Source organism: Enterobacter cloacae complex sp. IR5402, assembly GCF_049238125.1.
GTDB classification, from domain to species: Bacteria; Pseudomonadota; Gammaproteobacteria; order Enterobacterales; family Enterobacteriaceae; genus Enterobacter; species Enterobacter hormaechei_C.
The window spans coordinates 1-26,696 of sequence record NZ_JBMKHO010000002.1 but is presented as its reverse complement, the minus strand read 5'-3'; the positions used below and the strand labels follow the sequence as shown (position 1 = coordinate 26,696).

General features: G+C 54.3%; 27 protein-coding genes and 1 rRNA gene. 10 read left to right on the top strand and 18 right to left on the bottom strand.

Annotated elements, in window-relative coordinates; all coding sequences use genetic code 11:
- Positions 1-8: 8 nt before the first annotated feature.
- Entirely contained in the window at positions 9-905 is an 897-nt protein-coding gene (gene murQ, locus ACOTXL_RS03455) for an N-acetylmuramic acid 6-phosphate etherase (RefSeq protein ID WP_003860700.1), read from the bottom strand.
- Positions 906-1,023: 118 nt separating this feature from the next.
- Here murQ and ACOTXL_RS03450 point away from each other — a divergent pair, with 118 nt between their 5' ends.
- Complete coding sequence (locus tag ACOTXL_RS03450; RefSeq protein WP_003860702.1) at positions 1,024-1,872, top strand: MurR/RpiR family transcriptional regulator; 849 nt, start codon at positions 1,024-1,026, stop codon at positions 1,870-1,872.
- Between the two features lie 56 nt (positions 1,873-1,928).
- Positions 1,929-2,189, top strand: coding sequence for a YfhL family 4Fe-4S dicluster ferredoxin (locus ACOTXL_RS03445; protein ID WP_003860704.1), 261 nt, complete (start codon positions 1,929-1,931; stop codon positions 2,187-2,189).
- On the opposite strand, the gene acpS is transcribed toward ACOTXL_RS03445, so the two are convergent.
- From acpS to rpoE, 11 genes are all read right to left on the bottom strand, one after another.
- Positions 2,186-2,566 carry a holo-ACP synthase gene (gene acpS / locus ACOTXL_RS03440; RefSeq protein WP_003860706.1) on the bottom strand — a complete coding sequence of 127 codons (381 nt, stop codon included), beginning with the start codon at positions 2,564-2,566 and terminating at the stop codon, positions 2,186-2,188. The genes ACOTXL_RS03445 and acpS overlap by 4 nt on opposite strands.
- Complete coding sequence (gene pdxJ / locus ACOTXL_RS03435; RefSeq protein ID WP_003860707.1) at positions 2,566-3,297, bottom strand: pyridoxine 5'-phosphate synthase; 732 nt, start codon at positions 3,295-3,297, stop codon at positions 2,566-2,568. Before pdxJ ends, acpS begins: the two co-directional genes overlap by 1 nt.
- Positions 3,298-3,372: 75 nt before the next feature.
- On the bottom strand, positions 3,373-4,080 hold the full coding sequence (gene recO, locus ACOTXL_RS03430) for a DNA repair protein RecO (RefSeq protein ID WP_003860708.1): 708 nt from the start codon (positions 4,078-4,080) through the stop codon (positions 3,373-3,375).
- Positions 4,081-4,097: 17 nt separating this feature from the next.
- Positions 4,098-5,003, bottom strand: coding sequence for a GTPase Era (gene era, locus ACOTXL_RS03425; RefSeq protein WP_003860709.1), 906 nt, complete (start codon positions 5,001-5,003; stop codon positions 4,098-4,100).
- Positions 5,000-5,680, bottom strand: coding sequence for a ribonuclease III (gene rnc / locus ACOTXL_RS03420; RefSeq protein ID WP_003860711.1), 681 nt, complete (start codon positions 5,678-5,680; stop codon positions 5,000-5,002). The genes era and rnc overlap by 4 nt, the downstream gene beginning before the upstream one ends.
- A gap of 223 nt (positions 5,681-5,903) precedes the next feature.
- Positions 5,904-6,878, bottom strand: coding sequence for a signal peptidase I (gene lepB, locus ACOTXL_RS03415; RefSeq protein WP_003860712.1), 975 nt, complete (start codon positions 6,876-6,878; stop codon positions 5,904-5,906).
- Between the two features lie 15 nt (positions 6,879-6,893).
- Positions 6,894-8,699, bottom strand: a complete 1,806-nt coding sequence (lepA, locus tag ACOTXL_RS03410; RefSeq protein WP_003860714.1) for a translation elongation factor 4 — start codon at positions 8,697-8,699, stop codon at positions 6,894-6,896.
- Between the two features lie 185 nt (positions 8,700-8,884).
- On the bottom strand, positions 8,885-9,361 hold the full coding sequence (gene rseC / locus ACOTXL_RS03405) for a SoxR-reducing system protein RseC (protein WP_003860716.1): 477 nt from the start codon (positions 9,359-9,361) through the stop codon (positions 8,885-8,887).
- Positions 9,358-10,311 carry a sigma-E factor regulatory protein RseB gene (gene rseB, locus ACOTXL_RS03400; protein ID WP_003860717.1) on the bottom strand — a complete coding sequence of 318 codons (954 nt, stop codon included), beginning with the start codon at positions 10,309-10,311 and terminating at the stop codon, positions 9,358-9,360. The genes rseC and rseB overlap by 4 nt, the downstream gene beginning before the upstream one ends.
- Positions 10,311-10,961 (bottom strand): anti-sigma-E factor RseA, encoded by a 651-nt coding sequence (gene rseA / locus ACOTXL_RS03395; RefSeq protein ID WP_003860719.1) that lies wholly within the window; start codon positions 10,959-10,961, stop codon positions 10,311-10,313. The genes rseB and rseA overlap by 1 nt, the downstream gene beginning before the upstream one ends.
- A gap of 31 nt (positions 10,962-10,992) precedes the next feature.
- A complete protein-coding gene (gene rpoE, locus ACOTXL_RS03390) occupies positions 10,993-11,568 on the bottom strand; it encodes an RNA polymerase sigma factor RpoE (protein ID WP_006176728.1) in 576 nt (191 codons plus the stop codon).
- Between the two features lie 427 nt (positions 11,569-11,995).
- Between rpoE and nadB the strand changes: the two genes are divergently transcribed.
- A complete protein-coding gene (gene nadB / locus ACOTXL_RS03385; protein WP_045349763.1) occupies positions 11,996-13,615 on the top strand; it encodes an L-aspartate oxidase in 1,620 nt (539 codons plus the stop codon).
- On the opposite strand, the gene trmN is transcribed toward nadB, so the two are convergent.
- Positions 13,600-14,337, bottom strand: a complete 738-nt coding sequence (trmN, locus tag ACOTXL_RS03380) for a tRNA(1)(Val) (adenine(37)-N(6))-methyltransferase TrmN (protein WP_003860724.1) — start codon at positions 14,335-14,337, stop codon at positions 13,600-13,602. The two genes, nadB and trmN, sit on opposite strands and share 16 nt — an antisense overlap.
- Before the next feature lie 132 nt (positions 14,338-14,469).
- Between trmN and srmB the strand changes: the two genes are divergently transcribed.
- Entirely contained in the window at positions 14,470-15,798 is a 1,329-nt protein-coding gene (gene srmB, locus ACOTXL_RS03375) for an ATP-dependent RNA helicase SrmB (protein ID WP_003860725.1), read from the top strand.
- Positions 15,799-15,850: 52 nt separating this feature from the next.
- On the opposite strand, the gene grcA is transcribed toward srmB, so the two are convergent.
- Positions 15,851-16,234, bottom strand: coding sequence for an autonomous glycyl radical cofactor GrcA (grcA, locus tag ACOTXL_RS03370; protein ID WP_003860727.1), 384 nt, complete (start codon positions 16,232-16,234; stop codon positions 15,851-15,853).
- A gap of 315 nt (positions 16,235-16,549) precedes the next feature.
- On the opposite strand from grcA, the gene ung reads away from it, so the two are divergent.
- A complete protein-coding gene (ung, locus tag ACOTXL_RS03365) occupies positions 16,550-17,239 on the top strand; it encodes a uracil-DNA glycosylase (protein WP_045349762.1) in 690 nt (229 codons plus the stop codon).
- 39 nt (positions 17,240-17,278) lie between these two features.
- Here ung and ACOTXL_RS03360 read toward each other — a convergent pair whose 3' ends face one another.
- Positions 17,279-18,364 carry a tRNA/rRNA methyltransferase gene (locus ACOTXL_RS03360; protein ID WP_022651671.1) on the bottom strand — a complete coding sequence of 362 codons (1,086 nt, stop codon included), beginning with the start codon at positions 18,362-18,364 and terminating at the stop codon, positions 17,279-17,281.
- A 204-nt stretch (positions 18,365-18,568) separates the two neighbouring features.
- Between ACOTXL_RS03360 and trxC the strand changes: the two genes are divergently transcribed.
- The 5 genes from trxC to ACOTXL_RS03335 all read left to right on the top strand — a co-directional run bounded on the left by trxC (position 18,569) and on the right by ACOTXL_RS03335 (position 24,290).
- Complete coding sequence (gene trxC / locus ACOTXL_RS03355) at positions 18,569-18,988, top strand: thioredoxin TrxC (RefSeq protein ID WP_003860733.1); 420 nt, start codon at positions 18,569-18,571, stop codon at positions 18,986-18,988.
- A 70-nt stretch (positions 18,989-19,058) separates the two neighbouring features.
- Positions 19,059-19,757 (top strand): tRNA-uridine aminocarboxypropyltransferase, encoded by a 699-nt coding sequence (gene tapT, locus ACOTXL_RS03350; protein ID WP_045349760.1) that lies wholly within the window; start codon positions 19,059-19,061, stop codon positions 19,755-19,757.
- Between the two features lie 35 nt (positions 19,758-19,792).
- Complete coding sequence (locus tag ACOTXL_RS03345; protein WP_003860736.1) at positions 19,793-22,456, top strand: bifunctional acetate--CoA ligase family protein/GNAT family N-acetyltransferase; 2,664 nt, start codon at positions 19,793-19,795, stop codon at positions 22,454-22,456.
- A gap of 109 nt (positions 22,457-22,565) precedes the next feature.
- The gene (gene pssA, locus ACOTXL_RS03340; protein WP_026094276.1) at positions 22,566-23,921 is read left to right on the top strand and encodes a CDP-diacylglycerol--serine O-phosphatidyltransferase; all 1,356 of its coding nucleotides are present in this window, start codon (positions 22,566-22,568) and stop codon (positions 23,919-23,921) included.
- Positions 23,922-23,966: 45 nt separating this feature from the next.
- Positions 23,967-24,290, top strand: coding sequence for a YfiM family lipoprotein (locus tag ACOTXL_RS03335; RefSeq protein ID WP_003860739.1), 324 nt, complete (start codon positions 23,967-23,969; stop codon positions 24,288-24,290).
- Here ACOTXL_RS03335 and ACOTXL_RS03330 read toward each other — a convergent pair.
- The 3 genes from ACOTXL_RS03330 to rrf form a co-directional block, all read right to left on the bottom strand.
- The gene (locus tag ACOTXL_RS03330; RefSeq protein ID WP_003860741.1) at positions 24,287-25,594 is read right to left on the bottom strand and encodes an MFS family transporter; all 1,308 of its coding nucleotides are present in this window, start codon (positions 25,592-25,594) and stop codon (positions 24,287-24,289) included. The two genes, ACOTXL_RS03335 and ACOTXL_RS03330, sit on opposite strands and share 4 nt — an antisense overlap.
- Positions 25,595-25,746: 152 nt before the next feature.
- Positions 25,747-26,199: a DUF4385 domain-containing protein gene (locus ACOTXL_RS03325; protein ID WP_006811623.1), complete on the bottom strand. Its 453-nt coding sequence runs from the start codon at positions 26,197-26,199 to the stop codon at positions 25,747-25,749.
- 128 nt (positions 26,200-26,327) lie between these two features.
- Positions 26,328-26,443, bottom strand: a 5S ribosomal RNA gene (rrf, locus tag ACOTXL_RS03320).
- Positions 26,444-26,696: the final 253 nt, after the last annotated feature.

Sequence of the window (26,696 nt, the reverse complement as noted above, 5' to 3'; positions counted from 1 at the left end):
AACGCCTCTTATTGATGTTCTAATGCCGCCCGTAAAAACCCGTGATGGGCTTCAAGCCTGGCTCTGGCCGCGGCTGCATCCAGCCCGGTTAATATCATCAGAATGGCGGGTTTTACATCGTGATCGGTCTGCTGAAGCACCTTTTCCGCCTCTTCACGACTGGCGCCTGTCGCTTCCATCACCATGCGGCAGGCTCTGTCCACCAGCTTGACGTTGGTGGCCTGCATATCCACCATCAGGTTTTGGTAGACCTTGCCAAATTTCACCATCGCGCCGGTGGAGATCATATTGAGCACCAGCTTCTGTGCGGTTCCGGATTTCAGGCGCGTGGAGCCGGTGAGCGCTTCCGGCCCGACGACCGGAGAGATGGCAATGGCGGCCACCTGCGCAATCGGCGAACCCGGGTTACAGGAGATGGCCACCGTGGTACATCCCGTCTGTCTGGCGTATTCCAGCCCACCAATGACGTACGGCGTACGACCAGAAGCCGCCAGCCCGACGACCAGATCCTGCGCGGTCAGGTTCAGCGCCCTGAGATCGTCTTCCCCAAGCTGTTTATTGTCTTCTGCCCCTTCCACCGCTTTCAGCAGCGCGCCGGGGCCACCGGCAATCAGGCCAACGACCAGACCGTGCGGAACGCCAAACGTCGGGGGACATTCTGAGGCATCCAGCACACCGAGGCGCCCACTGGTACCCGCCCCCATATAAATAATGCGTCCTCCTGCTTTCAGAGCGTCGGCAGCGGCGTCTACGGCTTTCGCCACCTCGGGCAATGTCTCTTTGACTGCCAGCGCGACGAGGGTATCCTGTTGATTAAAGCGGTTTACCAGCTCCAGCGTGGACAGTGCATCAAGATCCATGGTTTGCGGGTTACGCGTTTCAGAAACAAGAGAGCCTAGATTCATGTTATTTACCTCTGGAATTTTTAATTCATAATAAACGCACTATAATGGAATATAAAATTCATTCAGGCGAGCATAATTCGTATTTGCGCGGGTAATCACATTTTCGCCAGGAGACCGTATGAACTGTTTAATTCGTATTCGCCAGCGCTACGCAGGGTTTGCCCAGAGTGACAAAAAGCTGGCGGATTATTTACTTTCCCAGCCCGATCGCGCGCGACACCTCAGCTCCCAGCAGCTGGCAGGCGAAGCCGGGGTGAGCCAGTCGAGCGTGGTGAAATTTGCCCAAAAGATAGGCTATAAAGGCTTTCCGGCGCTAAAACTGGCGATCAGTGAAGCACTGGTAAGCAACCCTAATCCGCAGTCAATGCCGGTGCATAACCAGATCCGCGGCGACGATCCGATGCGTCTGGTCGGCGAAAAGCTGATCAAGGAGAACGTGGCGGCAATGCATGCCACGCTGGATGTGAACACGGAAGAGAAGCTGCTGGAAAGCGTAGCCATGCTTCGCGACGCGCGGCGTATTGTGTTGACCGGGATCGGCGCCTCCGGACTGGTTGCGCGTAACTTTGGCTGGAAGCTGACAAAAATCGGCTATAACGCCATCGTTGAACAGGATATGCACGCGCTGCTGGCGACCGTGCAGGCCATGGATCCTGACGATTTACTGCTGGCCATCTCCTATTCCGGCGAGCGGCGTGAAATTAATATGGCTACCGACGAAGCCCTGCGCGTAGGGGGAAAAATTCTGGCGATTACCGGATTTAGCCCGAATGCGCTCCAGCAACGGGCAACCCGCTGCCTGTATACCATTGCCGAGGAACAGGCCACTCGCAGCGCGGCGATTTCGTCGACGAGTGCGCAGATGATGCTGACGGACCTGCTGTTTATGGCGCTGGTTCAACAGGATCTGGAGCGTGCGCCAGAGCGTATTCGGCATAGCGAAGAGCTGGTAAAAAAACTGGTTTGAACAACGAATGAGCGTATAATGCCCGCCCTGTTTGTGTTGTTTCTGAGAATTTCCTGATGGCGCTGTTAATCACCAAAAAATGCATCAACTGCGATATGTGCGAACCCGAATGCCCGAACGAGGCGATTTCGATGGGCGACAGCATTTATGAGATTAACAGCGACCGCTGCACCGAGTGCATTGGCCACTATGAGACGCCGACCTGCCAGAAGGTGTGCCCCATTCCCAATACGATCTTAAAAGATCCGGCACATGTCGAGAACGAAGAACAGCTGTGGGATAAGTTTGTCCTGATGCACCATGCGGACAAAATTTAACCTTCGATAATCACCGTCGCACAGGCGTAGTGGCGTTCATCTGCAAGCGTTACGTGCATGTGCGCCACGCCCAGCTTTTCCGCCAGCTTAAGCGCCTCGCCCCATAAACGCAGACGTGGCTTACCCAGCTCATCGTTAAACACTTCAAACTGGTTAAACGCCAGGCCGTTACGAATGCCCGTGCCGAACGCTTTCGCCGCCGCCTCTTTTACCGCGAAACGCTTTGCCAGAAAGCGCACCGGCTGCTGATGCGCCTCCCAGATAGCCCATTCGTTATCGCTCAGCACGCGTCTTGCGAGGCGATCGCCGCTCCGGGCGATCACCGCTTCAATGCGGGCTATTTCAACGATGTCGGTGCCTAAGCCCAGAATAGCCATTACTGACGCGCTTCCAGCATCAGGCGCTTCATCTCGGAAACCGCTTCTTTCAGGCCGCTCATCACCGCACGGCCAATGATAGCGTGGCCGATGTTCAGCTCGTGCATTTCCGGCAGGGCAGCGATGGCTTTTACGTTGTGATAGGTCAGGCCGTGACCGGCGTTAACCTTCAGTCCCAGGCTCGCGGCGTAGGTTGCCGCTTTGGCGATCCGCTCCAGCTCTTTCGCCTGCGCTGCGTCGTTTTCAGCATCGGCATAGCAGCCGGTGTGAATTTCAATATACGGCGCGCCCACGTCGGCAGCGGCTTTAATCTGGGTGAAATCGGCGTCGATAAACAGTGAAACCAGGATACCGGCATCCGCCAGGCGTTTGCAGGCATCGCGCATTTTGTCGAGCTGCCCGGCCACATCCAGACCGCCTTCGGTGGTCACTTCCTGTCGTTTTTCCGGCACCAGGCAGCAGAAATGCGGCTTCGTATCGCAGGCAATCGTCAGCATCTCTTCCGTTACTGCCATCTCCAGATTCATGCGGGTATCCAGCGTCTGGCGCAGGATACGCACGTCGCGATCGGTGATGTGGCGACGGTCTTCACGCAGATGGACGGTAATGCCGTCCGCCCCAGCCTGCTCGGCGATAAACGCCGCCTGAACCGGATCCGGATACGCCGTGCCGCGCGCGTTGCGCAGGGTGGCAATGTGATCGATGTTGACGCCTAACAGTAATTCAGCCATGACAATCCTCGGTATTTTTGTTCATTTACCTTCTCCCTCTCCCTCCGGGAGAGGGCTGGGGTGAGGGGTAAAACATTAGCGTTTCGGCATAAACTGCCTGAATAATTCGCGGCTCTTTAAAGGTTTGCCCCCAAGATACGGCTTGAGCGCAATTCGGGTAAAGCGTTTTGCCGCACGCAGGGTGTCGGCGTCCGGGAACTCGCGTTCATACAGTGCTCTGAGCTGGCGCCCGGTAAAGGTGCTGTTATCGACGACGACACTGGCAATAAAGCCCTTTTCCTCACGATAGCGATAGGTCATGGTATCTTCTACCTCGTCCCCACTCCCCGCGCAGTGCAGAAAATCAACACCGTATCCAAGGTGACCGAGCAGCGCCAGCTCGAAACGACGCAGCACAGGCTCAGGAGTGCCGGTTGCGCCAGCGAGCGACTGGATACAGTGCAGGTAATCAAAGAAAAGTTCAGAGAAGCGGGTCTCATGTTCAAGCACCCGTGAGATGAGTTCGTTGACGTACAAACCGCTGTAGAGCGTGATACCAGAAAGAGGAAGCGCGAGGGAAACGGCTTCAGCACTGCGCAGGGTTTTGACTTCCCCTCGCCCGCCAAAGCGGACCAGCAGTGGGGTGAAAGGCTGCAAGGCACCTTTGAGATTAGAACGTCTGGAACGTGCGCCTTTGGCAACAAGGCGCACGCGACCGGACTCTTCCGTGAAGACGTCCAGCATCAGGCTGGTTTCGCTCCAGGGACGACTATGCAGGACAAAGGCGCGCTGCCATCCATCCATATGCTCGTCGTCTTAGGTTACTGATCTTCGCCGTAACCGAGGCTGCGCAGCGCACGCTCATCATCGGCCCAGCCAGATTTCACTTTCACCCACAGTTCCAGGTGAACCGGTGCTTCAAACATGTCCTGCATGTCTTTACGGGCTTCGATTCCGATAGTTTTGATCTTGGCACCTTTATTACCGATCACCATCTTCTTCTGCCCTTCACGCTCAACGAGGATCAGACCGTTAATATCGTAACCGCCGCGCTCGTTGCTCTGGAAACGCTCGATCTCCACCGTCACAGAGTACGGCAGTTCAGCGCCCAGGAAACGCATCAGCTTCTCACGGATGATTTCAGACGCCATAAAACGCTGAGAGCGATCGGTGATGTAGTCCTCAGGGAAGTGATGAGTCGCTTCCGGCAGATGCTTGCGCACGATGCCCGCGATGGTATCAACGTTCAGACCCGTCTCCGCAGACAGCGGGACGATGTCCAGGAAGTTCATCTGGCTGCCCAGCCATTGCAGGTGCGGCAGCAGATCGGCTTTTTCCTGCACATTGTCCACTTTATTGACCGCAAGGATCACTGGCGTTTTGCCGTCGCGCAGCTTGTTCAGGACCATTTCGTCGTCCGGCGTCCAGCGGGTGCCTTCCACAACGAAAATCACCAGCTCTACGTCGCCAATGGAGCTGCTCGCCGCCTTGTTCATCAGACGGTTGATGGCGCGCTTCTCTTCCATGTGCAGGCCCGGGGTATCGACGTAAATCGCCTGATACGCGCCTTCAGTATGGATACCGACGATGCGGTGACGCGTGGTCTGCGCCTTACGCGAGGTGATAGAAATCTTCTGCCCAAGCAGATTATTCAGCAGGGTGGATTTGCCAACGTTCGGACGTCCGACGATGGCAATAAATCCGCAATAGGTTTTGTCGATGCTCATTCCAGCTCCAGCATTTTTAACGCCTGTTCGGCGGCAGCCTGTTCAGCCTTACGACGGCTTGAACCCGTGCCGACCACCGGTTCACTCAGGCCACTGACCTGGCAATGGATGGTAAATTCCTGATCGTGCGCTTCGCCACGTACCTGCACCACCAGATAGGATGGCAGCGGCAGATGACGACCCTGCAAATATTCTTGCAGACGCGTTTTAGGATCTTTTTGTTTATCGCCCGGGCTGATTTCGTCCAGGCGGGTCTGATACCAGTTCAGGATCAGCTTTTCTACGGTCTGTATATCGCTGTCCAGGAACACGCCACCGATCAATGCCTCGACCGTATCGGCAAGGATGGATTCACGACGGAAACCACCACTTTTCAGCTCACCTGGCCCCAGACGCAGACATTCACCCAGCTCAAACTCGCGTGCGATTTCAGCGAGGGTATTGCCGCGCACCAGCGTGGCGCGCATGCGGCTCATATCACCTTCGTCCACACGCGGAAAACGATGATAAAGCGCATTTGCAATCACGAAACTTAAAATAGAGTCGCCTAAAAACTCGAGACGCTCATTATGTTTGCTGCTGGCACTGCGATGGGTTAATGCCTGTTGCAACAACTCCTGATGATGAAAAGTGTAGCCCAGCTTCCGTTGAAGCCGATTAATTACGATGGGGTTCATGCGATACCAATAAATGAATGCGTCAAAAATGCAGCACACGAAACCGACCTGAGAAAACCAACGCGGTTTCGTGTGCCGTGGCACCTTTGCAGGGCCAACCTTAAACTTCGGGGGAATATTCTATACACAACGACAGGGGATGTCGTTAGTTCAAAGAGATTTATCGCTGAAATAATTCACGTAGCGGCGAATAAAAGCCGCTACGTGTTATTTTTGACGAAAATTAATGAATTCCGCCAATACGATTCAGGCGAACGCCGGTCGGCCACTCGCCTTCCTGCTTCTCAAAACTCATCCAGATAGCGGTTGCTTTACCGACCAGATTCGCTTCCGGCACAAAGCCCCAGTAACGGCTGTCCGCAGAGTTATCGCGGTTGTCACCCATCATGAAGTAATGTCCCGGCGGCACAATCCAGGTCGCCAGCTGTTGGCCTGGCTGCTGGTAGTACATTGCCAGTTGATCCTGTGCGATTGGCACGGTCAGAATGCGGTGAGTGACATCGCCCAGCGTCTCTTTCCGTTCAACCAGACGAATACCGTTCTCTTTGGTTTCACCTTTTGGCACCTGGAAGAATCCGCTGGTCGCTTCACCGCCGTTACGGCGGGCAAAGGTCTGCACAAAATCACTTGGCTCAACGTTGGAGTAAGTGACTGGCAGCGCATTTTCACATGCAGTTCCAGAGCTACAGCCTGGCTGAATGGTCACCTCTTTCGCCACCGGATCGTAGGTCACTTTATCGCCCGGCAGACCTACCGCGCGTTTAATATAATCCAGCCGTGGATCTTCCGGATATTTAAACACCACGATGTCGCCACGTTTCGGATGACCCGTTTCGATCAGCGTTTTCTGGTAGATCGGATCTTTGATGCCATAGGCAAACTTCTCAACCAGAATGAAATCACCGATCAGCAGCGTTGGCATCATCGATCCTGACGGGATCTGGAACGGTTCATAGATAAAAGAACGCACCACCAGCACAATCGCCAGCACCGGGAATACCGATGCCCCTGTTTCCAGCCAGCCCGGTTTTGGGCCGACTTTTTTCAGGGTTTTCGCGTCCAGCGCATCGCCCGTGGCTGCCTGCGCGGCAGCCTGACGTTCACGGCGTTTTGGGGCGAAGATAAACTTATCCAGGCACCACAACAGACCTGTCACCAGGGTAGCGATGACCAGGATCAGGGCAAACATGTTCGCCATGCCAACTCCTTAAGGTTATTTACCGTTACCGTCTTTACCAACATGAAGGATGGCAAGGAATGCTTCCTGCGGCAGCTCAACGTTACCGACCTGCTTCATACGCTTCTTACCTTCTTTCTGCTTCTGCAACAGCTTTTTCTTACGGCTGACGTCGCCGCCATAGCACTTAGCCAGAACGTTTTTACGCAGCTGCTTCACGGTTGAACGGGCAATGATGTGGTTACCAATGGCCGCCTGAATCGCAATGTCAAACTGCTGACGCGGGATGAGATCTTTCATCTTCTCAACCAGCTCACGACCACGGTACGGTGCGTTATCGTTGTGGGTGATCAGCGCCAGGGCATCAACACGCTCGCCGTTGATCAGTACATCCACGCGAACCATGTTCGAGGCCTGGAAGCGTTTGAAGTTGTAGTCCAGCGACGCATAGCCACGGGAGGTAGACTTCAGACGGTCGAAGAAGTCGAGCACTACTTCCGCCATCGGAATTTCATAGGTCAGCGCCACCTGGTTACCGTGGTAAACCATGTTGGTCTGCACGCCACGCTTCTCAATACACAGGGTGATCACGTTGCCGAGGAACTCCTGCGGCAGCAGCATGTGACACTCTGCGATAGGCTCGCGCAGTTCCTGAATATTATTCAGCGGCGGGAGCTTGGACGGGCTGTCGACGTAGATCACCTCTTTCGACGTGGTTTCTACTTCGTAGACAACCGTCGGGGCGGTGGTGATCAGATCCAGATCGTATTCACGCTCCAGACGTTCCTGAATGATCTCCATGTGCAGCAGACCGAGGAAGCCACAGCGGAAGCCGAAGCCCAGCGCCGTTGAGCTTTCTGGCTCGTAGAACAGGGAGGCATCGTTGAGGCTCAGCTTTCCGAGCGCATCGCGGAAGTTTTCGTAATCGTCAGAGCTGACCGGGAACAGACCCGCATAAACCTGCGGTTTCACCTTTTTGAAGCCTGGCAGCGCTTTATCTGCCGGGTTACGTGCACCGGTCAGGGTATCACCCACCGGCGCGCCGAGGATGTCTTTAATGGCACAGACCAGCCAGCCCACTTCGCCGCATTTCAGCTCGGTACGGTCAACCTGTTTTGGCGTGAAGATGCCCAGACGGTCAGCGTTGTAGACCTGGCCGGTGCTCATGACCTTGATTTTGTCGCCTTTACGCATGGTGCCGTTTTTAATACGCACCAGCGAAACAACGCCGAGGTAGTTATCAAACCAGGAGTCGATGATCAGCGCCTGTAGCGGCGCATCCGGGTCACCTTCCGGCGGCGGAATATCACGCACCAGACGTTCCAGTACATCCGGAACACCGACGCCGGTTTTCGCCGAGCAGCGCACTGCATCGGTCGCATCAATACCGACGATGTCTTCAATCTCTTCCGCTACGCGCTCAGGATCGGCGGCTGGCAGGTCGATTTTATTCAGAACCGGCACCACTTCGAGATCCATTTCCATGGCGGTGTAGCAGTTTGCCAGCGTCTGGGCCTCTACGCCCTGTCCGGCATCCACCACCAGCAGCGCGCCTTCGCAGGCCGCCAGCGAGCGTGACACTTCATAAGAGAAGTCAACGTGCCCTGGGGTGTCGATAAAGTTCAGCTGATAGGTTTCACCATCGGAAGCTTTATAGTCGAGCGTCACGCTCTGCGCTTTGATGGTAATACCGCGTTCGCGTTCCAGGTCCATGGAGTCCAGAACCTGGGCTGCCATTTCACGATCAGACAGGCCACCGCAAATCTGGATAATACGGTCAGACAGCGTCGACTTACCGTGGTCAATGTGAGCAATGATCGAAAAGTTACGTATGTTCTTCATATAGTTAAATAATTATGCCTTACGAATTCCTGGAGGCCGCTGTTCTTAGCCTGACGTTTTTCAGTGCGAAAACGCAGCATTCTACACTACATCCTCGTCAGCTGGAACTGCACTTAGAGCCAGGTATAGCGCGAAGAGACGGCGTTTTCTTTATGGCGATGTAAATAATAATAAAGCCCGGCAGATCACCGGGCCTCAGAAGAGAGCGTCTCAACACGAAGTTGGTCGGGTGCCAGTGCAACGCTGAGGATGACAGGCTGCCACGCTTCCCGGGCGGCAAGCCTTGGGGAAACGCCTTTAGCAAGCCAGAACCCGCCCACGCCGCCCAACGCGGCCCCGCACATGGCGGCCAAATCTGTGCCGAACAGCATCTGGAAAACCCCGCCCATCACGAACAGGCCTGCGAGCGGAGAAAGGTAAACCAGCATGGCGGAAGTGAGCAGGCTACCTTCAGCGATGCCGAGCTCCACTTTTTGCCCTGCCACCAGCGGCTGAGCGCTCGGCACAGTAATAGTGTGCGACGTTTGCGGCCCCAGCTTATTCAACACGCGGCTGCCGCAACCGGCTCGCGAAGCGCAACTGCTGCATGATGCTTTAACGTCACAGCTAACAAGCGCTACGCCATCCTGCCAAGATACGACCGTGGCCCACTCTTTAATCATTGCGCAGCCCTGAATTTAATGCTGTCTGAAATACGTTTTGCCGTTGGCGGCGGTAATTCACCGACAATGGTAATTTCCGCATTATCGCGCACCGTCGTGCTGACCGTCCGGCGACCGGTACGGAGCATCTGTTCGGAACTGTTCGCCGTAGCGCGATTAATATTCACCGAGAAGCTAAACAGCCCATCGGAATAGAGTCGCGACTCAACCGGAGTTTCGATAGTAGGCAGCTGGCGACGACTGCTGGAAACTTCGCTGAACCCTTGCGGGATCCAGGATGGTACCCAGTTAAAATTGACAGAATCGCCGGCAGGCACGGAAAGCAAAGGCGGCAGGCTGGCTTTGGCCAGATTCTGCATGCTGTTGCCGACCTGACTGTTTACGTCAAAGGAGATCACACGGAACTGCTCCAGCGTTTCACCGTCGCGATCGAGCAGATCAACGCGCATCGGCAGCTTCGTCTCTGCGTCAATCCAGACGATATAGCTGTAACGCGTCCCATCCCGCGCAACAACGCGGATCACTTCGCACAGCCTGTCGGCAATACGCGTTCGCCCCACCGAGATAAAATCATAGTAGGGGGCGAGACGTTTAAAATCGGTGTAAATGAGCGACGGCAGGGAGTCAACGATGTAGTCACCATTGAGCGTAAACGGCTCAAGGCCAGGCTCGAAATAGCTGATTTCGTTCCCACGCTGGACCACTTCCCGACGCGGGCCATCCATCTGTAAAAGCTGGGCGAGCGGCTGGTTATCAAGGCGGGCGTGGCGATAGCGTAACGATTCGACACCCTGCTTGTTGATGCTGATAAATGCCAACTCGTAATTGAGTGACTGGCTGGCCAGATTCATTTGCTGCAACAACGCCCCGGATGAAACATCAGCCGAGGCGTTAGCAGAGAAGAACAGGCTACCCGCCATCAAAGACATGGCGAACCAAAGTTGCTTCATTACTGCGATTGCGTTCCTAAAGTTTGGTTTCCTGGCACCTGCACAGCAGCCTGCTGGGTTTGGGCCTGCTCAAACTGAAGCTGCTCGGAGTGCAGACGGCGCTGCAACTCGTAATCCTGCAACATCGCATTAATGCGACGGCGCTGCTCCTGTACCTGCTGTTGCTGTCCGCCGCTTGCGGAGGCATCTGCCGGTACGCCCAGGCTAACCGGGCTGGCTTTACCCATCATCGGCAGCGTATTAAACACTGGCGCTTCAGGTTGCTGATTGGCTTCAGACTGAGTGTTATAGTGCTGGACCCCAACGATAACTGCAAGCGATACGCACGCAGCGACCCCCATCTGGGTGAGCTGGCTGGCCCATGGACGCACCTTGTGCCAGAACGGCATTTTCTGCCACTGGTGAGGTGCAGGCTGCGCTTCAGGAATCAGCGGCGTGGTCTGATGAACAGGTTCGTTCTCAATGGCCGCCATAACGCGTGCTGAGATATCGAAATGGAGAACCTCACTGGTATCACCGCGCAGCGTGTCGCGGATAAGATGATAGCTCTCCCAGGTCTGTTGCATTTCGGGAGAATGAGACAACTCATCGAGCAGCTCATTATCCAGCGTTTCACCATCCATTAAAGCGGAAAGTTTTTCTTTCTGCATGCCTAATACCTTTTCCAGTATCCCGCTATCGTCAACGCCTGATAAGCGGTTGAACTTTATTATCAATGGCTTCTCGCGCACGGAAAATTCGTGAACGAACCGTGCCGACCGGACAATCCATGATGGCGGCTATCTCTTCATAGCTTAGGCCATCCAGCTCCCGTAACGTAATTGCCATGCGTAAATCTTCCGGGAGCGACTCGATCGTGCGAAAAACGATTTGTCTCAGTTCTTCTGACAACATTAAGTTCTCAGGGTTCGAAATTTCTTTCAGCGCGCCGCCACTTTCGAAGTTTTCTGCGTCGATAGCGTCAACATCACTTGAAGGCGGACGCCGGCCCTGAGCAACCAAATAATTCTTAGCCGTATTGACTGCAATACGATACAGCCAGGTATAAAAAGCACTATCCCCCCGGAATGAATCCAGCGCGCGATAGGCCTTAATAAAAGACTCTTGTACAACATCAGGAACATCGCCTGACGGTACATAGCGGGAAACCAGACTCGCTACCTTATGCTGGTAGCGCACCACCAGTAGGTTAAAAGCTTTCTGATCTCCCTTCTGGACCCGTTCAACCAGGACCTGGTCCGTTAACTGCTCGCTCATCCGAGGTAATGTCTCCCCAAACCAAATTCCACGCGTTATCGAAACGCCACTCTAACAACATTGCACTTTGAGCAAGCACCGAATTAGAGTGTCTGTTCTTCAATAAGTTCCGTAACGCCTTTGTTTTTGTTCATCGCGCCGCAGACCATTCATTTTCTCTCATTATAAGTCTGTTCACGATACGCACCCGCTTTCTGACAAGAATCATTAACTTTATCGTCAGAAGAGTAACGCAACACAGGCTTTATTTCACCACAAAATCTGAAGCTAACGATCTGCTTCGCAAAATATTTCCGGCCATTTAGCGCAGATTTAACCTCCGGGATTCCGTTTAGTCATTGCAACACACCTCAAAAAAAACGTGCGATATCTCGCATCGCAATGCTATTCTCCCCCCACACCATGTTTAGTAAATTAAACAAACATCATGAACACGACGCCTGAACTTCATTGTGATGTACTGATCATTGGCAGCGGTGCTGCCGGCCTCTCCCTCGCACTGCGCCTGGCGGAACATCAGAACGTAATCGTGCTGAGTAAAGGGCCGATGAGCGAAGGTTCCACCTTCTATGCACAAGGCGGTATTGCCGCGGTGTTTGATGAAACGGATAGCATTGCCTCGCACGTAGAAGACACCCTGATTGCCGGTGCCGGGATCGTGGATGAGCATGCCGCAGAGTTTGTCGCCAGCAATGCCCGCCACTGCGTGCAATGGCTTATCGATCAGGGCGTGCTGTTTGATACGCAGGTTCAGCCTAATGGTGAAGAGAGCTATCACCTGACCCGTGAAGGCGGGCACAGCCACCGCCGTATTCTGCACGCTGCTGATGCAACCGGAAAAGCGGTTGAAACCACGCTGGTCAGCAAAGCCCTCAGCCATCCCAATATTCGGGTGCTGGAGCGCAGCAACGCCGTCGACCTGATTATTTCCGATAAAATTGGCCTGCCCGGCACGCGCCGTGTTGTCGGCGCATGGGTGTGGAATCGGAATAAAGAGAAGGTGGAAACCTGCCAGGCAAAAGCCGTTGTGCTGGCCACCGGCGGCGCCTCCAAGGTTTACCAGTACACGACTAACCCGGATATCGCCTCCGGAGACGGTATCGCCATGGCCTGGCGCGCAGGTTGCCGCGTGGCGAATCTGGAGTTTAACCAGTTCCATCCTACCGCCCTGTTCCACCCGCAGGCGCGTAACTTCCTGTTAACTGAAGCGTTGCGTGGCGAAGGCGCGTATCTGAAGCGTCCGGACGGTTCCAGGTTTATGCCGGACTTCGACCCCCGAGGTGAACTGGCACCGCGGGATATCGTGGCCCGCGCCATTGACCACGAGATGAAGCGGCTTGGCGCGGACTGTATGTATCTGGACATTAGCCATAAACCGGCAGACTTTATTCGCCAGCACTTCCCGATGATTTATGAAAAGCTGCTGAGTCTGGGTATTGATCTAACCCGCGATCCGGTGCCGATTGTACCTGCCGCCCACTATACCTGTGGCGGAGTGATGGTTGACGATCATGGTCGTACCGACGTGGATGGTTTGTATGCGATCGGCGAGGTCAGCTATACCGGCCTGCATGGTGCGAATCGCATGGCCTCAAACTCGCTGCTGGAGTGTCTGGTGTATGGGTGGTCGGCTGCGGAAGATATTACCAAACGCATGCCCTATGCACGTCCGACAACACACTTGCCGGCATGGGATGAAAGTCGGGTAGAAAACCCGGACGAACTGGTGGTAATCCAGCATAACTGGCACGAGCTGCGGCTTTTCATGTGGGATTATGTCGGGATTGTACGTACAACGAAGCGTCTGGAACGCGCGTTACGCCGCATCATGATGTTGCAGCAGGAAATCGATGAATATTACGCCAACTTCCGCGTTTCTAATAATCTGCTGGAGCTGCGCAACCTTGTGCAGGTTGCCGAGCTGATTGTGCGCTGTGCAATGATGCGCAAAGAGAGCCGTGGCCTGCATTATACGCTGGACTATCCCGAACCGCTTGAAACGTCCGGGCCGTCGGTGTTGACGCCGCAGGTTCACATAAACAGATAAAAGGCCTGGGTCAGAGCTGTGTAATCTTCGGAATAACGCTGGTCTGGCCCACGAATGACCATCCTGTCGATAAAGCACTCGCCCTCTTTCGGCGAGAGTGCCAGCAACACGCGGTGCGGTAAGCGTCCTTCCGTATCCGAAATATCGGTACGAAGACGCAGATTCCAGCCGATCTCATGTGCGATCTCAATGAAGGTATTACCCGTGCTTTCAGGCAAGACCACGCAGAAAAATCCCTCTTCCGAGATGAGCTCCGCCGCACTGGTCAGTAGCGCCTTGTGATCGAGCGAGCCGGTGTAACGTGCCTGCTCGCGTTCCGGCGTGCCACATTCCACGCCTGGCGTGAAATACGGCGGATTGCTGACAATCAAATCGTAACGCGCGGTCTGCTCCGGCGCCCAGGTCAGGACATCGGCGCATTCTACCCTGATGCGTTCTGCCCACGGAGAGTCGGCAGCGTTTTCACTTGCCTGCCGGGCCGCCTGAGGATCAAGCTCAACGGCATCAATCGTGACGTGTTCTTCCGTTCGCTGCGCCAGCATCAGCGCCTGAAGTCCGCTGCCCGTACCAATATCCAGAATGCGTTTTACACCTGCGACAGGAGCCCATGCCCCCAGTAAAATACCGTCTGTACCGACTTTCATCGCACAACGATCGTGCGCCACAAAAAACTGTTTAAAAGTAAAACCATCGCGGCGCAACTGCGCTTTGAGTTGAGACATGTCAGGGCAACCTTCTGAGTGAAACTGGAGTAGCATAGGGGAAAGCGAAGTGGTCGAAAAGCGATATCCATACAAACAGATGAAGATTACAGCCGTAACGTCTATAATCAGCGCCCCACACAGAGGTAGAACATGACTGTAACGACTTTTTCCGAACTTGAACTCGATGAAAGCCTGCTCAATGCCCTTGAGAGCAAAGGCTTTACACGCCCGACCGCCATTCAGGCCGCGGCCATTCCGCCTGCGCTTGAGGGCCGCGATGTGCTCGGTTCTGCGCCAACCGGCACGGGGAAGACAGCAGCCTACTTGCTGCCTGTGTTGCAGCATTTGCTCGACTTTCCGCGTAAAAAATCAGGCCCGCCGCGCATTTTGATCCTGACCCCGACCCGTGAACTGGCGATGCAGGTTGCCGAACACGCGCGTGAGCTGGCGGCGAACACCCATCTGGATATCGCGACCATCACCGGCGGCGTAGCGTATATGAACCACGCCGAAGTGTTCAGCGAAAACCAGGATATCGTTGTCGCGACGACAGGCCGTCTGCTGCAATACATAAAAGAAGAGAACTTCGACTGCCGCGCAGTGGAAACGCTGATTCTCGATGAAGCTGACCGCATGCTGGACATGGGCTTTGCCCAGGACATCGAACACATCGCGGGTGAAACGCGCTGGCGTAACCAGACAATGCTGTTCTCGGCAACCCTTGAAGGGGATGCCATTAAAGATTTCGCCGAACGTCTGCTGGAAGATCCGGTGGAAGTGTCCGCTACGCCATCGACCCGTGAGCGTAAGAAGATCCACCAGTGGTACTACCGCGCAGATAACCTTGAGCATAAGGTTGAGTTGTTGAAACACCTGCTGAAGCAGGAAGAGGCAACCCGTACCATCGTATTCGTACGCAAACGTGAGCGCGTGCATGAACTGGCAGAAATGCTGCGCAATGCCGGTATCAACAACTGCTATCTCGAAGGTGAAATGGCGCAGGTTAAGCGTACCGAAGGGATTAAGCGCCTGACCGATGGCCGCGTGAATGTGCTGGTTGCCACCGACGTTGCCGCGCGCGGGATCGACATCCCGGACGTGAGCCACGTGATCAACTTTGATATGCCGCGCAGCGGTGATACTTACCTGCACCGTATTGGTCGTACCGGCCGTGCGGGCCGCAAAGGTATTGCTATCTCTCTGGTAGAAGCGCACGACCATTTGCTGCTACAGAAAATTGGCCGCTACGTTGAGGAGCCGCTGAAAGCTCGCGTGATTGACGGACTTCGTCCGACCACACGTGCGCCGAGTGAAAAAATGACGGGTAAACCGTCCAAGAAAGCGCTCGCGAAACGTGCTGAGAGAAAAGAGAAAGAAAAAGAGAAGCCGCGCGTTAAACAGCGCCACCGCGATACCAAAAATATTGGTAAGCGCCGTAAGCCAAGCTCTGCTGCGTCAGAGACAAAAACGGAAGAGTAAAAAAAAGCCGGGACATTCCCGGCTTTTTTATTCCACCCCCAAAGCTGAAACCTTACAGGCTTTCAGTAAAGGTACGCGCGATAACGTCGCGCTGCTGTTCCGGGGTCAGAGAGTTGAAACGCACCGCATAGCCAGACACACGGATGGTCAGCTGCGGGTATTTTTCCGGGTGCTCAACGGCATCCATCAGCGTTTCGCGACGCAGGACGTTAACGTTCAGGTGCTGACCACCTTCCACGCGTACTTCTGGCTGCACTTGCATTGGAATTTCACGGTATTCAATTTCGCCCAGTTTGCTCACCGGAACGATTTCGTCTTCCGCAAAACCTGCTTTCGCTACTACACAGCGCGCTTCGTTTTTCTCGCTGTCCAGCAGCCAGAAAGAGTTCAGCAGATCGTCATTTGCAGCTTTAGTAATCTGGATACCTGTAATCATGTGTTGCCTCCCTTAGGCTACATTAACTGATGCTGGCCTTTTGCGGCCAATTGGTAAAACCATTGTTTGTTGTGTGTATATATAACATTCAGCCCCGGGTGATTTATTGATTTAAATCAACAAAACCACCAACCACACAAAGAGTGTGGTCTGTATTTTTTGTTTTAGATCAATTTTAAAGGTTTACCAATTCAACTTATCCTGCCTGGTTTTCAACATAAATTGAGTCACTTAGCCTGCTTTTCCGCGGGTAATTTTGCTCATTGGTGTTTAACAGGTAAGCTAGACACAGAATGAGATTCGCAGGAGAGCGAGATGACAACACCTTTAACCTGGCATGACGTGCTGGCTGAAGAGAAGCAGCAGGCCTATTTTATAAATACCCTCAGTACCGTTGCGGCTGAACGGCAGGCCGGCCAGACAATTTATCCGCCGCAGAAAGATGTGTTTAACGCCTTCCGCTACACCGAACTGAGCGATGTAAAGGTGGTTATCCTGGGGCAGGATCCATACCACGGCCCCGGGCAGGCTCACGGACTGGCATTTTCCGTACGTCCGGGCGTGGCCATCCCCCCTTCTCTGTTGAATATGTATAAAGAGCTGGAAGGAACGATTCCGGGTTTCACCCGCCCTAATCACGGTTATCTGGAAAGCTGGGCGCGCCAGGGCGTGCTGTTGCTGAATACCGTATTAACCGTCCGGGCGGGTCAGGCACACTCCCACGCCAGTCTGGGATGGGAAACCTTTACCGATAAGGTTATCAGCCTGATCAATGAGCATCGTGAAGGCGTCGTGTTTTTACTCTGGGGTTCGCATGCCCAAAAGAAAGGGGCGATTATCGATCGTCAGCGTCATCACGTGCTGAAGGCGCCGCACCCGTCGCCGCTGTCTGCGCATCGTGGTTTCTTTGGCAGTAATCATTTTGTTCTGACGAATGAGTGGCTGGAAAAGCGTGGCGAAAAGCCGATTGACTGGATGCCTGTGTTACCGGCAGAGAGCGAGTAGGGTTTGAATGTGCCGGGTCAGGCCCGGCACATAAAAGGCTTATGCCTTGTTCTGACGCCACCATTCCGCCAGCAGCACGCCGGTCGCAACGGATACGTTCAGGCTTTCAACGTTGCCAGTGCCGTCGATAGAGACGCTCAGGTCAGCGCTGGAGAGTGCCGCATCAGACAGACCATCGCGCTCCTGACCTAACACCAGCACCATTTTGCGCGGCAACGTCGCTTTAAACAACGGCGTAGCGGCACGGCTTGAGGTGGTGACAATGGTGTAGCCCGCTTTACGGAATTGCTCCAGGGCTTCCAGCACGCTGTCGCCGGTGATCGGCTGAACGTGCTCTGCACCACCTTCCGCAGTACGAATCGCCGCACCGGATTCCAGCAGCGCGGCATCCTGCAACAGAACGCCTTTCACGCCAAAGTGCGCGCAGCTACGCATCATAGCGCCCAGGTTATGCGGGTTACCCACATCTTCCAGCGCCAGCACGCAGTCATCGGCATCCGCCTGGCTAACCCACTGCTGCACGGTAGTGCCGTTACGTTTTTTGATCAGAAAGCAGACGCCGCCGTGGTGTTCTGTACCGGACGCTTTTGTCAGCTCGGCATCGTCAACCACGTGGTAGGCTTTGCGGTTCGCCGCCATCCAGCGCAGCGCTTCTTTAAAGCGCGGGGTCACGCTCTGGATAAACCATGCACGAACGATACACTCCGGGCGGCTCTGGAACAGGGCCTGACAGGCGTTCTCACCGTAGACACGGGTCTCTTCCGCACGCTGACGACGCAGCACTTCCGGATCGATAAAGCTTTTTCCGCTGATACCGCCGTGATCGGCTTTTTCGGTCGTCTCTTCACCGGGCGCGCGAGAAACGGTACGCCATGGCGATCCACCGTCGCGGACAAAATCATCGCGTTTGCGATCGTCACGCTTACGGTCATCACGTTTGCGGTCATCGCCGCGGTTATTTCTGTCATCGCGGGCGGGGCGACGGCCACCGTCTGCACGAGAAGACGCCGGACGCCCGCCACCTTTTCCGGTACGCGGATTTTGGGTGCGTTTATCAGAGTCATCATCACTGCGGACATACATCACTTTGACCTTGCCGCTTTTGTTTTTCATTTCGTCGTTCATGCTTTTCTCCACCAGCGCTGCGCGAAGCGCGCAGATTACCCGATGTGCAAGCTCATAGCCATAATTTCGTACAAAAGCCTGTGACTATTGTTCCCATTGAATAAAACGCGTTGTCGTTTCATAAAGGCTCACTGATAATATGTAACATATCAGAAACATTATCGGCGTTCTGCCGTTGTTCCACGGCTCTATCAGAGGTTAGTTATGAATACCGTATGTGCCAACTGTCAGGCTTTAAACCGCATTCCGGACGATCGGATGGATGACGGTGCGAAATGCGGGCGTTGTGGCCACGAATTATTTGATGGCGATGTCATTAACGCGACGGGTGCTACGCTGGACAAACTCCTCAAGGACGATCTGCCTGTTGTGGTCGATTTCTGGGCACCGTGGTGCGGCCCCTGCCGTAACTTTGCGCCCATCTTCGAAGACGTAGCTGAAGAGCGCAGCGGGAAAATGCGTTTTGTCAAAGTGAATACCGAAGCGGAACGTGAACTCAGCGCCCGTTTTCGCATTCGCAGCATTCCAACCATTATGATTTTCAAAAATGGTGAAGTGATCGACATGCTCAATGGTGCAGTACCAAAAGCGCCTTTCGACAGCTGGTTAAACGAATCCCTGTAACATTCGCGGGGCATATCTTGTGCCCCGTTCTCTCCTCTGCGAAAATGGGGTTTTTCCTGCCTTTTCGCCCATGACTGATAACGCTGTACTTCAATTACGCGCCGAGCGCCTTGCGCGCGCCACCCGCCCTTTTCTGGCCCGAGGCAATCGTATTCGCCGCTGCCAGCGCTGCCTTTTACCGCAGAAAGTGTGTCTGTGCGAAACGCTTGCGCCGAGCGAGGCGAAAAGCCGCTTTTGTCTGGTCATGTTCGATACCGAACCGATGAAGCCCAGCAACACAGGGCGTTTGATCGCCGATATTCTACCCAACACCGCAGCGTTTCAGTGGTCGCGCACTGAGCCACCTCAGGCTCTGCTCGACCTGGTGGCAAGCCCGGACTATCAGCCCATGGTCGTTTTCCCGGCATCATATGCAGGCGAACAACGTCAGGTACTTACGGCGCCACCATCCGGTAAGCCGCCGCTGTTTATTATGCTCGACGGCACCTGGACCGAAGCAAGAAAGATGTTTCGCAAAAGCCCTTATCTTGATGCGCTGCCGGTGATTTCCGTCGATCTGTCGCGTGTTTCGGCCTATCGCTTGCGTGAAGCGCATGCCGACGGTCAATATTGCACCGCTGAAGTCGCCATAGCGCTACTGGATCTGGCGGGCGATACCCAGGCGGCCGGCGCGCTGGGCAGTCACTTCTCCTGCTTCCGCGAACGTTATCTTGCGGGAAAAACCGTTCATAAGGGTAGTGTCACAGCAACTGAGGCAGAAAGCGTTTAAAATCATCAGGTCGCTTGCATTCACAGGAGGCCTGCATGAGCCAGAGAGGGTTAGAAGCGCTACTCCGTCCGAAATCCATTGCCGTTATTGGCGCCTCGATGAAACCGGACCGCGCAGGGTATCTGATGATGCGCAATCTGCTGGCTGGCGGATTTAACGGCCCGGTCATGCCCGTTACGCCCGCTTATAAGGCGGTACAGGGGGTGCTGGCGTGGCCGGACGTGCAAAGTTTACCGTTTGTTCCCGACCTCGCCGTGCTCTGTACGCATGCGAAACGAAACCTCGAATTGCTTGAGTCGCTCGGTCAGAAAGGCTGTAAAACCTGCATTATTCTTTCCTCGCCTCCTGAACAGCAGCCCGAACTGCTGGCCTGCGCCAGCCGCTACCAGATGCGCATTCTTGGTCCAAATAGCCTCGGTCTGCTTGCGCCCTGGCAAGGGCTGAATGCCAGTTTTTCCCCGGTTCCGATCCGTAAAGGCAAACTGGCCTTTATTTCGCAGTCGGCTGCGGTATCCAATACCATCCTCGACTGGGCGCAGCAGCGTGAGATGGGCTTTTCCTATTTCATTGCCCTCGGCGACAGCCTGGACATTGACGTCGATGAGCTGTTGGATTTCCTGGCGCGTGACAGCAAAACCAGCGCTATCCTGCTCTACCTTGAACACCTGAGCGACGCCCGTCGTTTTGTGTCGGCGTCGCGTAGCGCATCACGTAATAAACCGATTCTGGTCATCAAAAGCGGGCGCAGCCCCGCGGCTCAGCGCCTGCTACATTCCCGTTCCGGGATGGATCCCGCATGGGATGCAGCGATCCAGCGCGCCGGTTTATTGCGGGTACAGGATACGCACGAGCTTTTTTCCGCCGTCGAAACGTTAAGCCACATGCGCCCCCTGCGCGGTGAAAAGCTGATGATTGTCAGCAACGGTGCAGCTCCCGCCGCCCTGGCGCTGGACGAGCTCTGGCTACGCAACGGCAAGCTGGCCACGCTGGGTGAAGAGACGCTCCAGCGCCTGCGGGATGCGTTACCGGGAAGCGTTGTTCCCGATAATCCCCTCGATTTGCGCGATGATGCCAGCAGCGATCGTTACATTAAGGCGATCACGATTTTGCTGGATAGCCAGGACTTTGATGCGCTGATGATTATCCATTCGCCCAGCGCGGTTGCGCCAGGCAGCGAAAGTGCGCGTGCGCTGATTGAGGCGGTCCGAAACCATCCCCGCGGTAAATACGTTACCCTGCTGACCAACTGGTGCGGCGAATTCTCCTCGCAGGAGGCACGGCGTCTGTTTAGTGAAGCCGGGTTGCCGACCTACCGTACCCCAGAGGGCACCATTACCGCGTTTATGCATATGGTTGAATACCGCCGCAACCAGAAGCAGCTGCGTGAAACGCCTGCCCTGCCGGGCAATCTCACCGCAAATTCGGTGGATGTGCACAGGCTTTTGCAGCAGGCCATCGAAGAGGGCGCCACTTCTCTTGATACACATGAGGTACAACCCATTCTTGGCAGTTATGGAATGCAAACCCTGCCCACCTGGATTGCCGGCGACAGCGCTGAGGCGGTACATATTGCTGAGCAGATTGGTTATCCGGTCGCGCTGAAGCTGCGCTCTCCCGATATTCCGCACAAATCGGATGTGCAGGGCGTCATGCTGTATCTGCGCACCGCGACAGAAGTACAACAGGCCGCGGATGCCATTATCGATCGCGTAAAAATGACGTGGCCACAGGCCAGGATCCACGGCCTGCTGGTGCAGAGCATGGCCAACCGTGCAGGTGCGCAGGAGCTGCGCGTGGTTGTCGAACACGATCCGGTTTTTGGTCCGCTCATTATGCTGGGTGAAGGCGGCGTTGAGTGGCGGCCAGAAGAACAGGCGGTTGTCGCGCTTCCCCCTCTGAACATGAACCTGGCGCGTTATTTAATTATTCAGGCCATCAAAAGCAAAAAAATCCGCGGGAGAAGCGCTCTGCGGCCGCTTGATATCGCCGGATTAAGCCAGTTTCTGGTGAAGGTCTCCAACCTCATTGTTGACTGTGCGGAGATCCAGCGCCTGGATATTCACCCCCTTCTTGCCTCCGGAAATGAATTTACAGCCCTGGACGTGACGCTGGATATTGCGCCCTATATCGGTGACCCGGAAAGCCGTCTCGCCATTCGTCCTTATCCTCTTCATCTGGAAGAGTGGGTGGAGATGAAAAATGGGGAGCGGGCGCTGTTTCGCCCTATCCTGCCGGAAGACGAGCCGCTGCTGCGGGCGTTCATCTCGCAGGTGACGAAGGAAGATTTGTACTATCGCTATTTCAGCGAAATCAATGAATTTACCCATGACGATTTAGCCAATATGACCCAGATCGACTACGATCGAGAAATGGCGATTGTGGCGGTCCGCCGTTCCGGAGCGGGAGAGGAGATCCTCGGCGTGACGCGCGCTATTTCCGACCCGGATAACGTGGATGCGGAGTTTGCCGTACTGGTGCGTTCCGATCTTAAGGGTTTGGGGTTGGGCAGACGGCTGCTCGAAAAACTTATTGGTTATACGCGCGCTCACGGATTGTCACGCCTGAATGGCATTACTATGCCAAACAATCGGGGTATGGTGACCCTGGCGCGGAAGCTCGGTTTTGACGTTGATATCCAGCTGGATGAAGGCATTGTCTCTCTGTCCCTCAGCCTGACTTCGACGGATAAACAAGAGTAAGCTGCTGGAAATGTTACCCACTTTTACCGGCACTGGGGTATCATTGTCCGCTTATGTTGTTTGCCTGGTACAGACAACCCTTCAATGAACAGAGAAGAAACGCACTGTGATGTTGTCAAAATTTAAGCGTAATAAACATCAACAACACCTTGCTCAACTACCGAAGATTTCTCAGTCAGTTGATGATGTAGAGTTCTTTTATGCTCCCGCTCATTTCCGGGAGACGCTTCTTGAAAAGATTGCCAGCGCTACGCGACGTATTTGCATTGTGGCGCTCTATCTTGAACAAGATGAAGGTGGGCGTGCGATCCTGAACGCGCTCTATGAAGCGAAACGTCAGCGTCCGGAACTGGATGTTCGCGTGCTGGTTGACTGGCACCGTGCTCAGCGTGGCCGTATTGGTGCGGCTGCCTCGAATACCAATGCTGACTGGTATTGCCGCACGGCCCAGGAAAATCCGGGTATTGATATCCCGGTGTATGGCGTACCGGTGAATACCCGTGAAGCGCTTGGCGTTCTTCATTTTAAAGGATTTATCATTGATGACAGCGTCCTTTATAGCGGCGCCAGCCTGAATGATGTGTATCTCCATCAGCTCGATAAATACCGCTACGATCGCTACCATCTGATCCGCAATCCGCAGATGGCTGACATCATGTTCAACTGGGTTGATAAAAACCTGGTTCATGGTCGGGGTGTGCACCGTCTTGACGATCCTCATCGCCCGAAAAGCCCGGAAATCAAAAACGACGTTCGCTCCTTCCGCCAGGAACTGCGCGATGCGGTTTATCGTTTTCAGGGTGATGCCAGTAATGAAGAACTGTCCGTTACGCCTCTGGTAGGCCTGGGAAAATCCAGCCTGCTGAACAAGACCATCTTTCATTTGATGCCGTGCGCTGAGCATAAGCTCACCATCTGCACCCCGTACTTCAACCTTCCCGCCGTTCTGGTGCGTAATATCATTCAGCTGTTGCGTGATGGTAAAAAGGTGGAAATCATTGTCGGGGATAAAACGGCAAATGACTTTTTCATTCCGGAAGATCAGCCTTTCAAGATCATCGGCGCACTGCCTTATCTCTATGAGATTAACCTGCGCCGCTTCCTGAGCCGTTTACAGTACTATGTGAACACGGACCAGCTGGTTGTGCGTCTCTGGAAAGATGAAGACAACAGCTATCACCTCAAAGGGATGTGGGTGGATGACGAGTGGATGCTGCTGACCGGTAATAACCTGAACCCACGCGCCTGGCGTCTGGATCTGGAAAACGCCATCCTTATTCATGATCCTCAGCATGCGTTAGCCGCGAAACGCGATCGTGAGCTGGAGCTTATACGCACGCATACCACCGTGGTTCGTCATTATCGCGATCTGCAAAGCATCGCTGATTATCCGGTGAAAGTTCGCAAGCTGATTCGCCGTCTACGTCGGATCCGTATCGACCGCCTCATCAGCCGCATTCTGTAATACACGAGCCCTGTCATCGACGGGGCTTTTTTATGGAGTCTGTTAATGCGTACGCCTTTCCTGATAATCCCTCTTTTCCTGACCGGTTGCAGCCATATGGCTAATGATAACTGGTCGGGTCAGGATAAAGCTCAACACTTTCTGGCGTCTGCAATGTTGTCCGCTGCGGGTAATGAGTATGCGCTGCACCAGGGGTATAGCCGGGATCGAAGTGCCACAATGGGCCTGATGTTCTCCATCAGCCTGGGGGCATCAAAAGAACTTTGGGATAGCCGCCCCTCGGGAAGCGGCTGGAGCTGGAAAGATTTTGCCTGGGACGTAGCCGGGGCAACAACCGGCTACGCCGTCTGGCAGATGGCGCATTATTAAAGGCGGATCCCTTTTCCTTTACGATGCAGCATCAGGGAGACAATAAACGCCAGCGCCCCCATGATGGTGACATACCAGAAGAAGGTCGTTTCACTGCCCCATGACTTTAGGGATAGCGCGACATATTCTGCCGAACCGCCAAACAGGGCGTTAGCGACCGCATAAGAGAGGCCTACGCCCAGCGCCCTCACCTGTGCGGGAAACATTTCCGCTTTCAAAATGCCACTGATTGCCGTGTAAAAACTAATAATAATAAGTGCCACCATAATCAAAGCGAAAGCGGCATACGGAGAGGTTGTATGCTGTAGCGCCGTCAAAAGCGGAACAGTCCCCAGGGTGAGCATGCCACCAAAGATCAGCATGGAGGTGCGGCGACCTATTTTGTCCGACAGCGCGCCAACAATCGGCTGGATGAGCATAAAGACCAGTAACGCCACCGTCATGACGACACTCGCAACGTTAGCATGCATGCCCGTCGTGTTGACCAGATATTTTTGCATATAGGTGGTGAAGGTATAGAAGCTTAGCGAGCCTGCGGCGGTAAAGCCTAGTACCATCAAAAATGCTTTGCGGTTACGCCACAGCCCTTTCATCGAACCGGCTTCTTTCAGCGCCCTGACCTCCTGTTGGGAGGTTTCATCAAGCTGACGGCGTAACCACAGCGCCACAACCGCCAGGGCGGCCCCCAGGGCAAACGGTATGCGCCAGCCCCAGGCGCGTAAATCTTCATCGCTAAGGATTTGTTGAAGGATCACCACAACCAGTAACGCCAGTAGCTGTCCGCCAATGAGGGTTACATACTGGAATGATGCATAGAAACCTTTGCGCCCTTCAACAGCCACTTCGCTCATGTATGTCGCGCTGGTGCCGTATTCGCCACCCACTGACAGCCCCTGGAACAGACGTGCCAGCAACAGCAACGCCGGTGCCCATGTTCCGATAGTGTCATATCCGGGAAGGCAGGCAATCACCAGCGAGCCGACGCACATCATGCATACGGAGATGAGCATGGATGTCTTGCGCCCTTTCCTGTCCGCGATCCTGCCGAACAGCCATCCGCCAATGGGACGCATCAGGAACCCGGCGGCAAAAACGCCTGCGGTTTGCAGAAGCTGCGTTGTGGTGTTCCCTGACGGGAAAAAGATATGCGCAAAGTAGAGTGAACAGAATGAATAGACGTAAAAATCAAACCACTCTACAAGGTTCCCCGATGAAGCTCCAACGATTGCCCAAACCCGACGGCGAGTATCCTTGCCTGCTAAACTGGTATTATCCGTATCTGCACTGGCTACGGTTTCTGTCATTTTAAAATCCCCTGTCTCACATTGCGGGCCATTGCCCACAAACAGTAAAACCGGATTGAAAAACGAATCGTTAGGTAAATAAAATGTTTCCAATATGTTTCATTGGATTTTGTGAACTCGATCAGGTATCGAATTATTAGCGGACGTAGTAATTATCCCCACGCTTGCTGGTGAGCCTTTTTTCGCTGCAAATAATCTTCATCGGCACGAATTTTATCCCACCACGTTTTGAATACCGCAGCGGCCTCTGCTTTTACTGGATCGTGATCGAGGGGTTTGACCTGGCGCTTCTCATCATACTTTTTTCCGCCTTTATGATTGGCGTATCGCCGGGCACGGGTGTATCCCATCTGTATGAATTTACGCGCCATATCCATACCTACAAAATCGTTATTCCTGCGGTACTCTTCAAAGAGGGCGTAGATCTCTTCTGCCGAACGCGCTGCGACTTCAGCATTTTTATAACGCCAGTGTGGAAGGATTTCGCTTTTATAAGGCTCGACCATCAATACGCCCTGCTCACCCCGGCCCACCTGATACCGTTCGGGATGTTCGCGAAAATTAATATTGGCAAAATCTTGTTGATAATCAAAGGGACGAGTCAAAGCGGCACCATTGTTAAAATTGTTTTAACAATTGTAAGCCGGATAAGGGGAAGCCGCCATCCGGCATGTTTTCCGCGCCCAAAGCAAAAAACCCCGTACCTTACGGTACGGGGTTTTTCTTGTTTGATGCCTGGCAGTTCCCTACTCTCACATGGGGAGACCCCACACTACCATCGGCGCTACGGCGTTTCACTTCTGAGTTCGGCATGGGGTCAGGTGGGACCACCGCGCTACAGCCGCCAGGCAAATTCTTGTGCTCTGTCCTGTGTCTTTCGCACTGATACTGCGTTGGCTGCTCTCGTAAAGTCAGTCACATACCTCAGTATGCTCCTTCCTTTCCTTCGTTTGCCGCCTTGTCTCAGCGCAAAATCCTTCGGACTCTGAATCTAAGCTGAAAATTTCGTCTCTTCGCCAAAACACCTTCGGCGTTGTAAGGTTAAGCCTCACGGTTCATTAGTATCGGTTAGCTCAACGCATCGCTGCGCTTACACACCCGA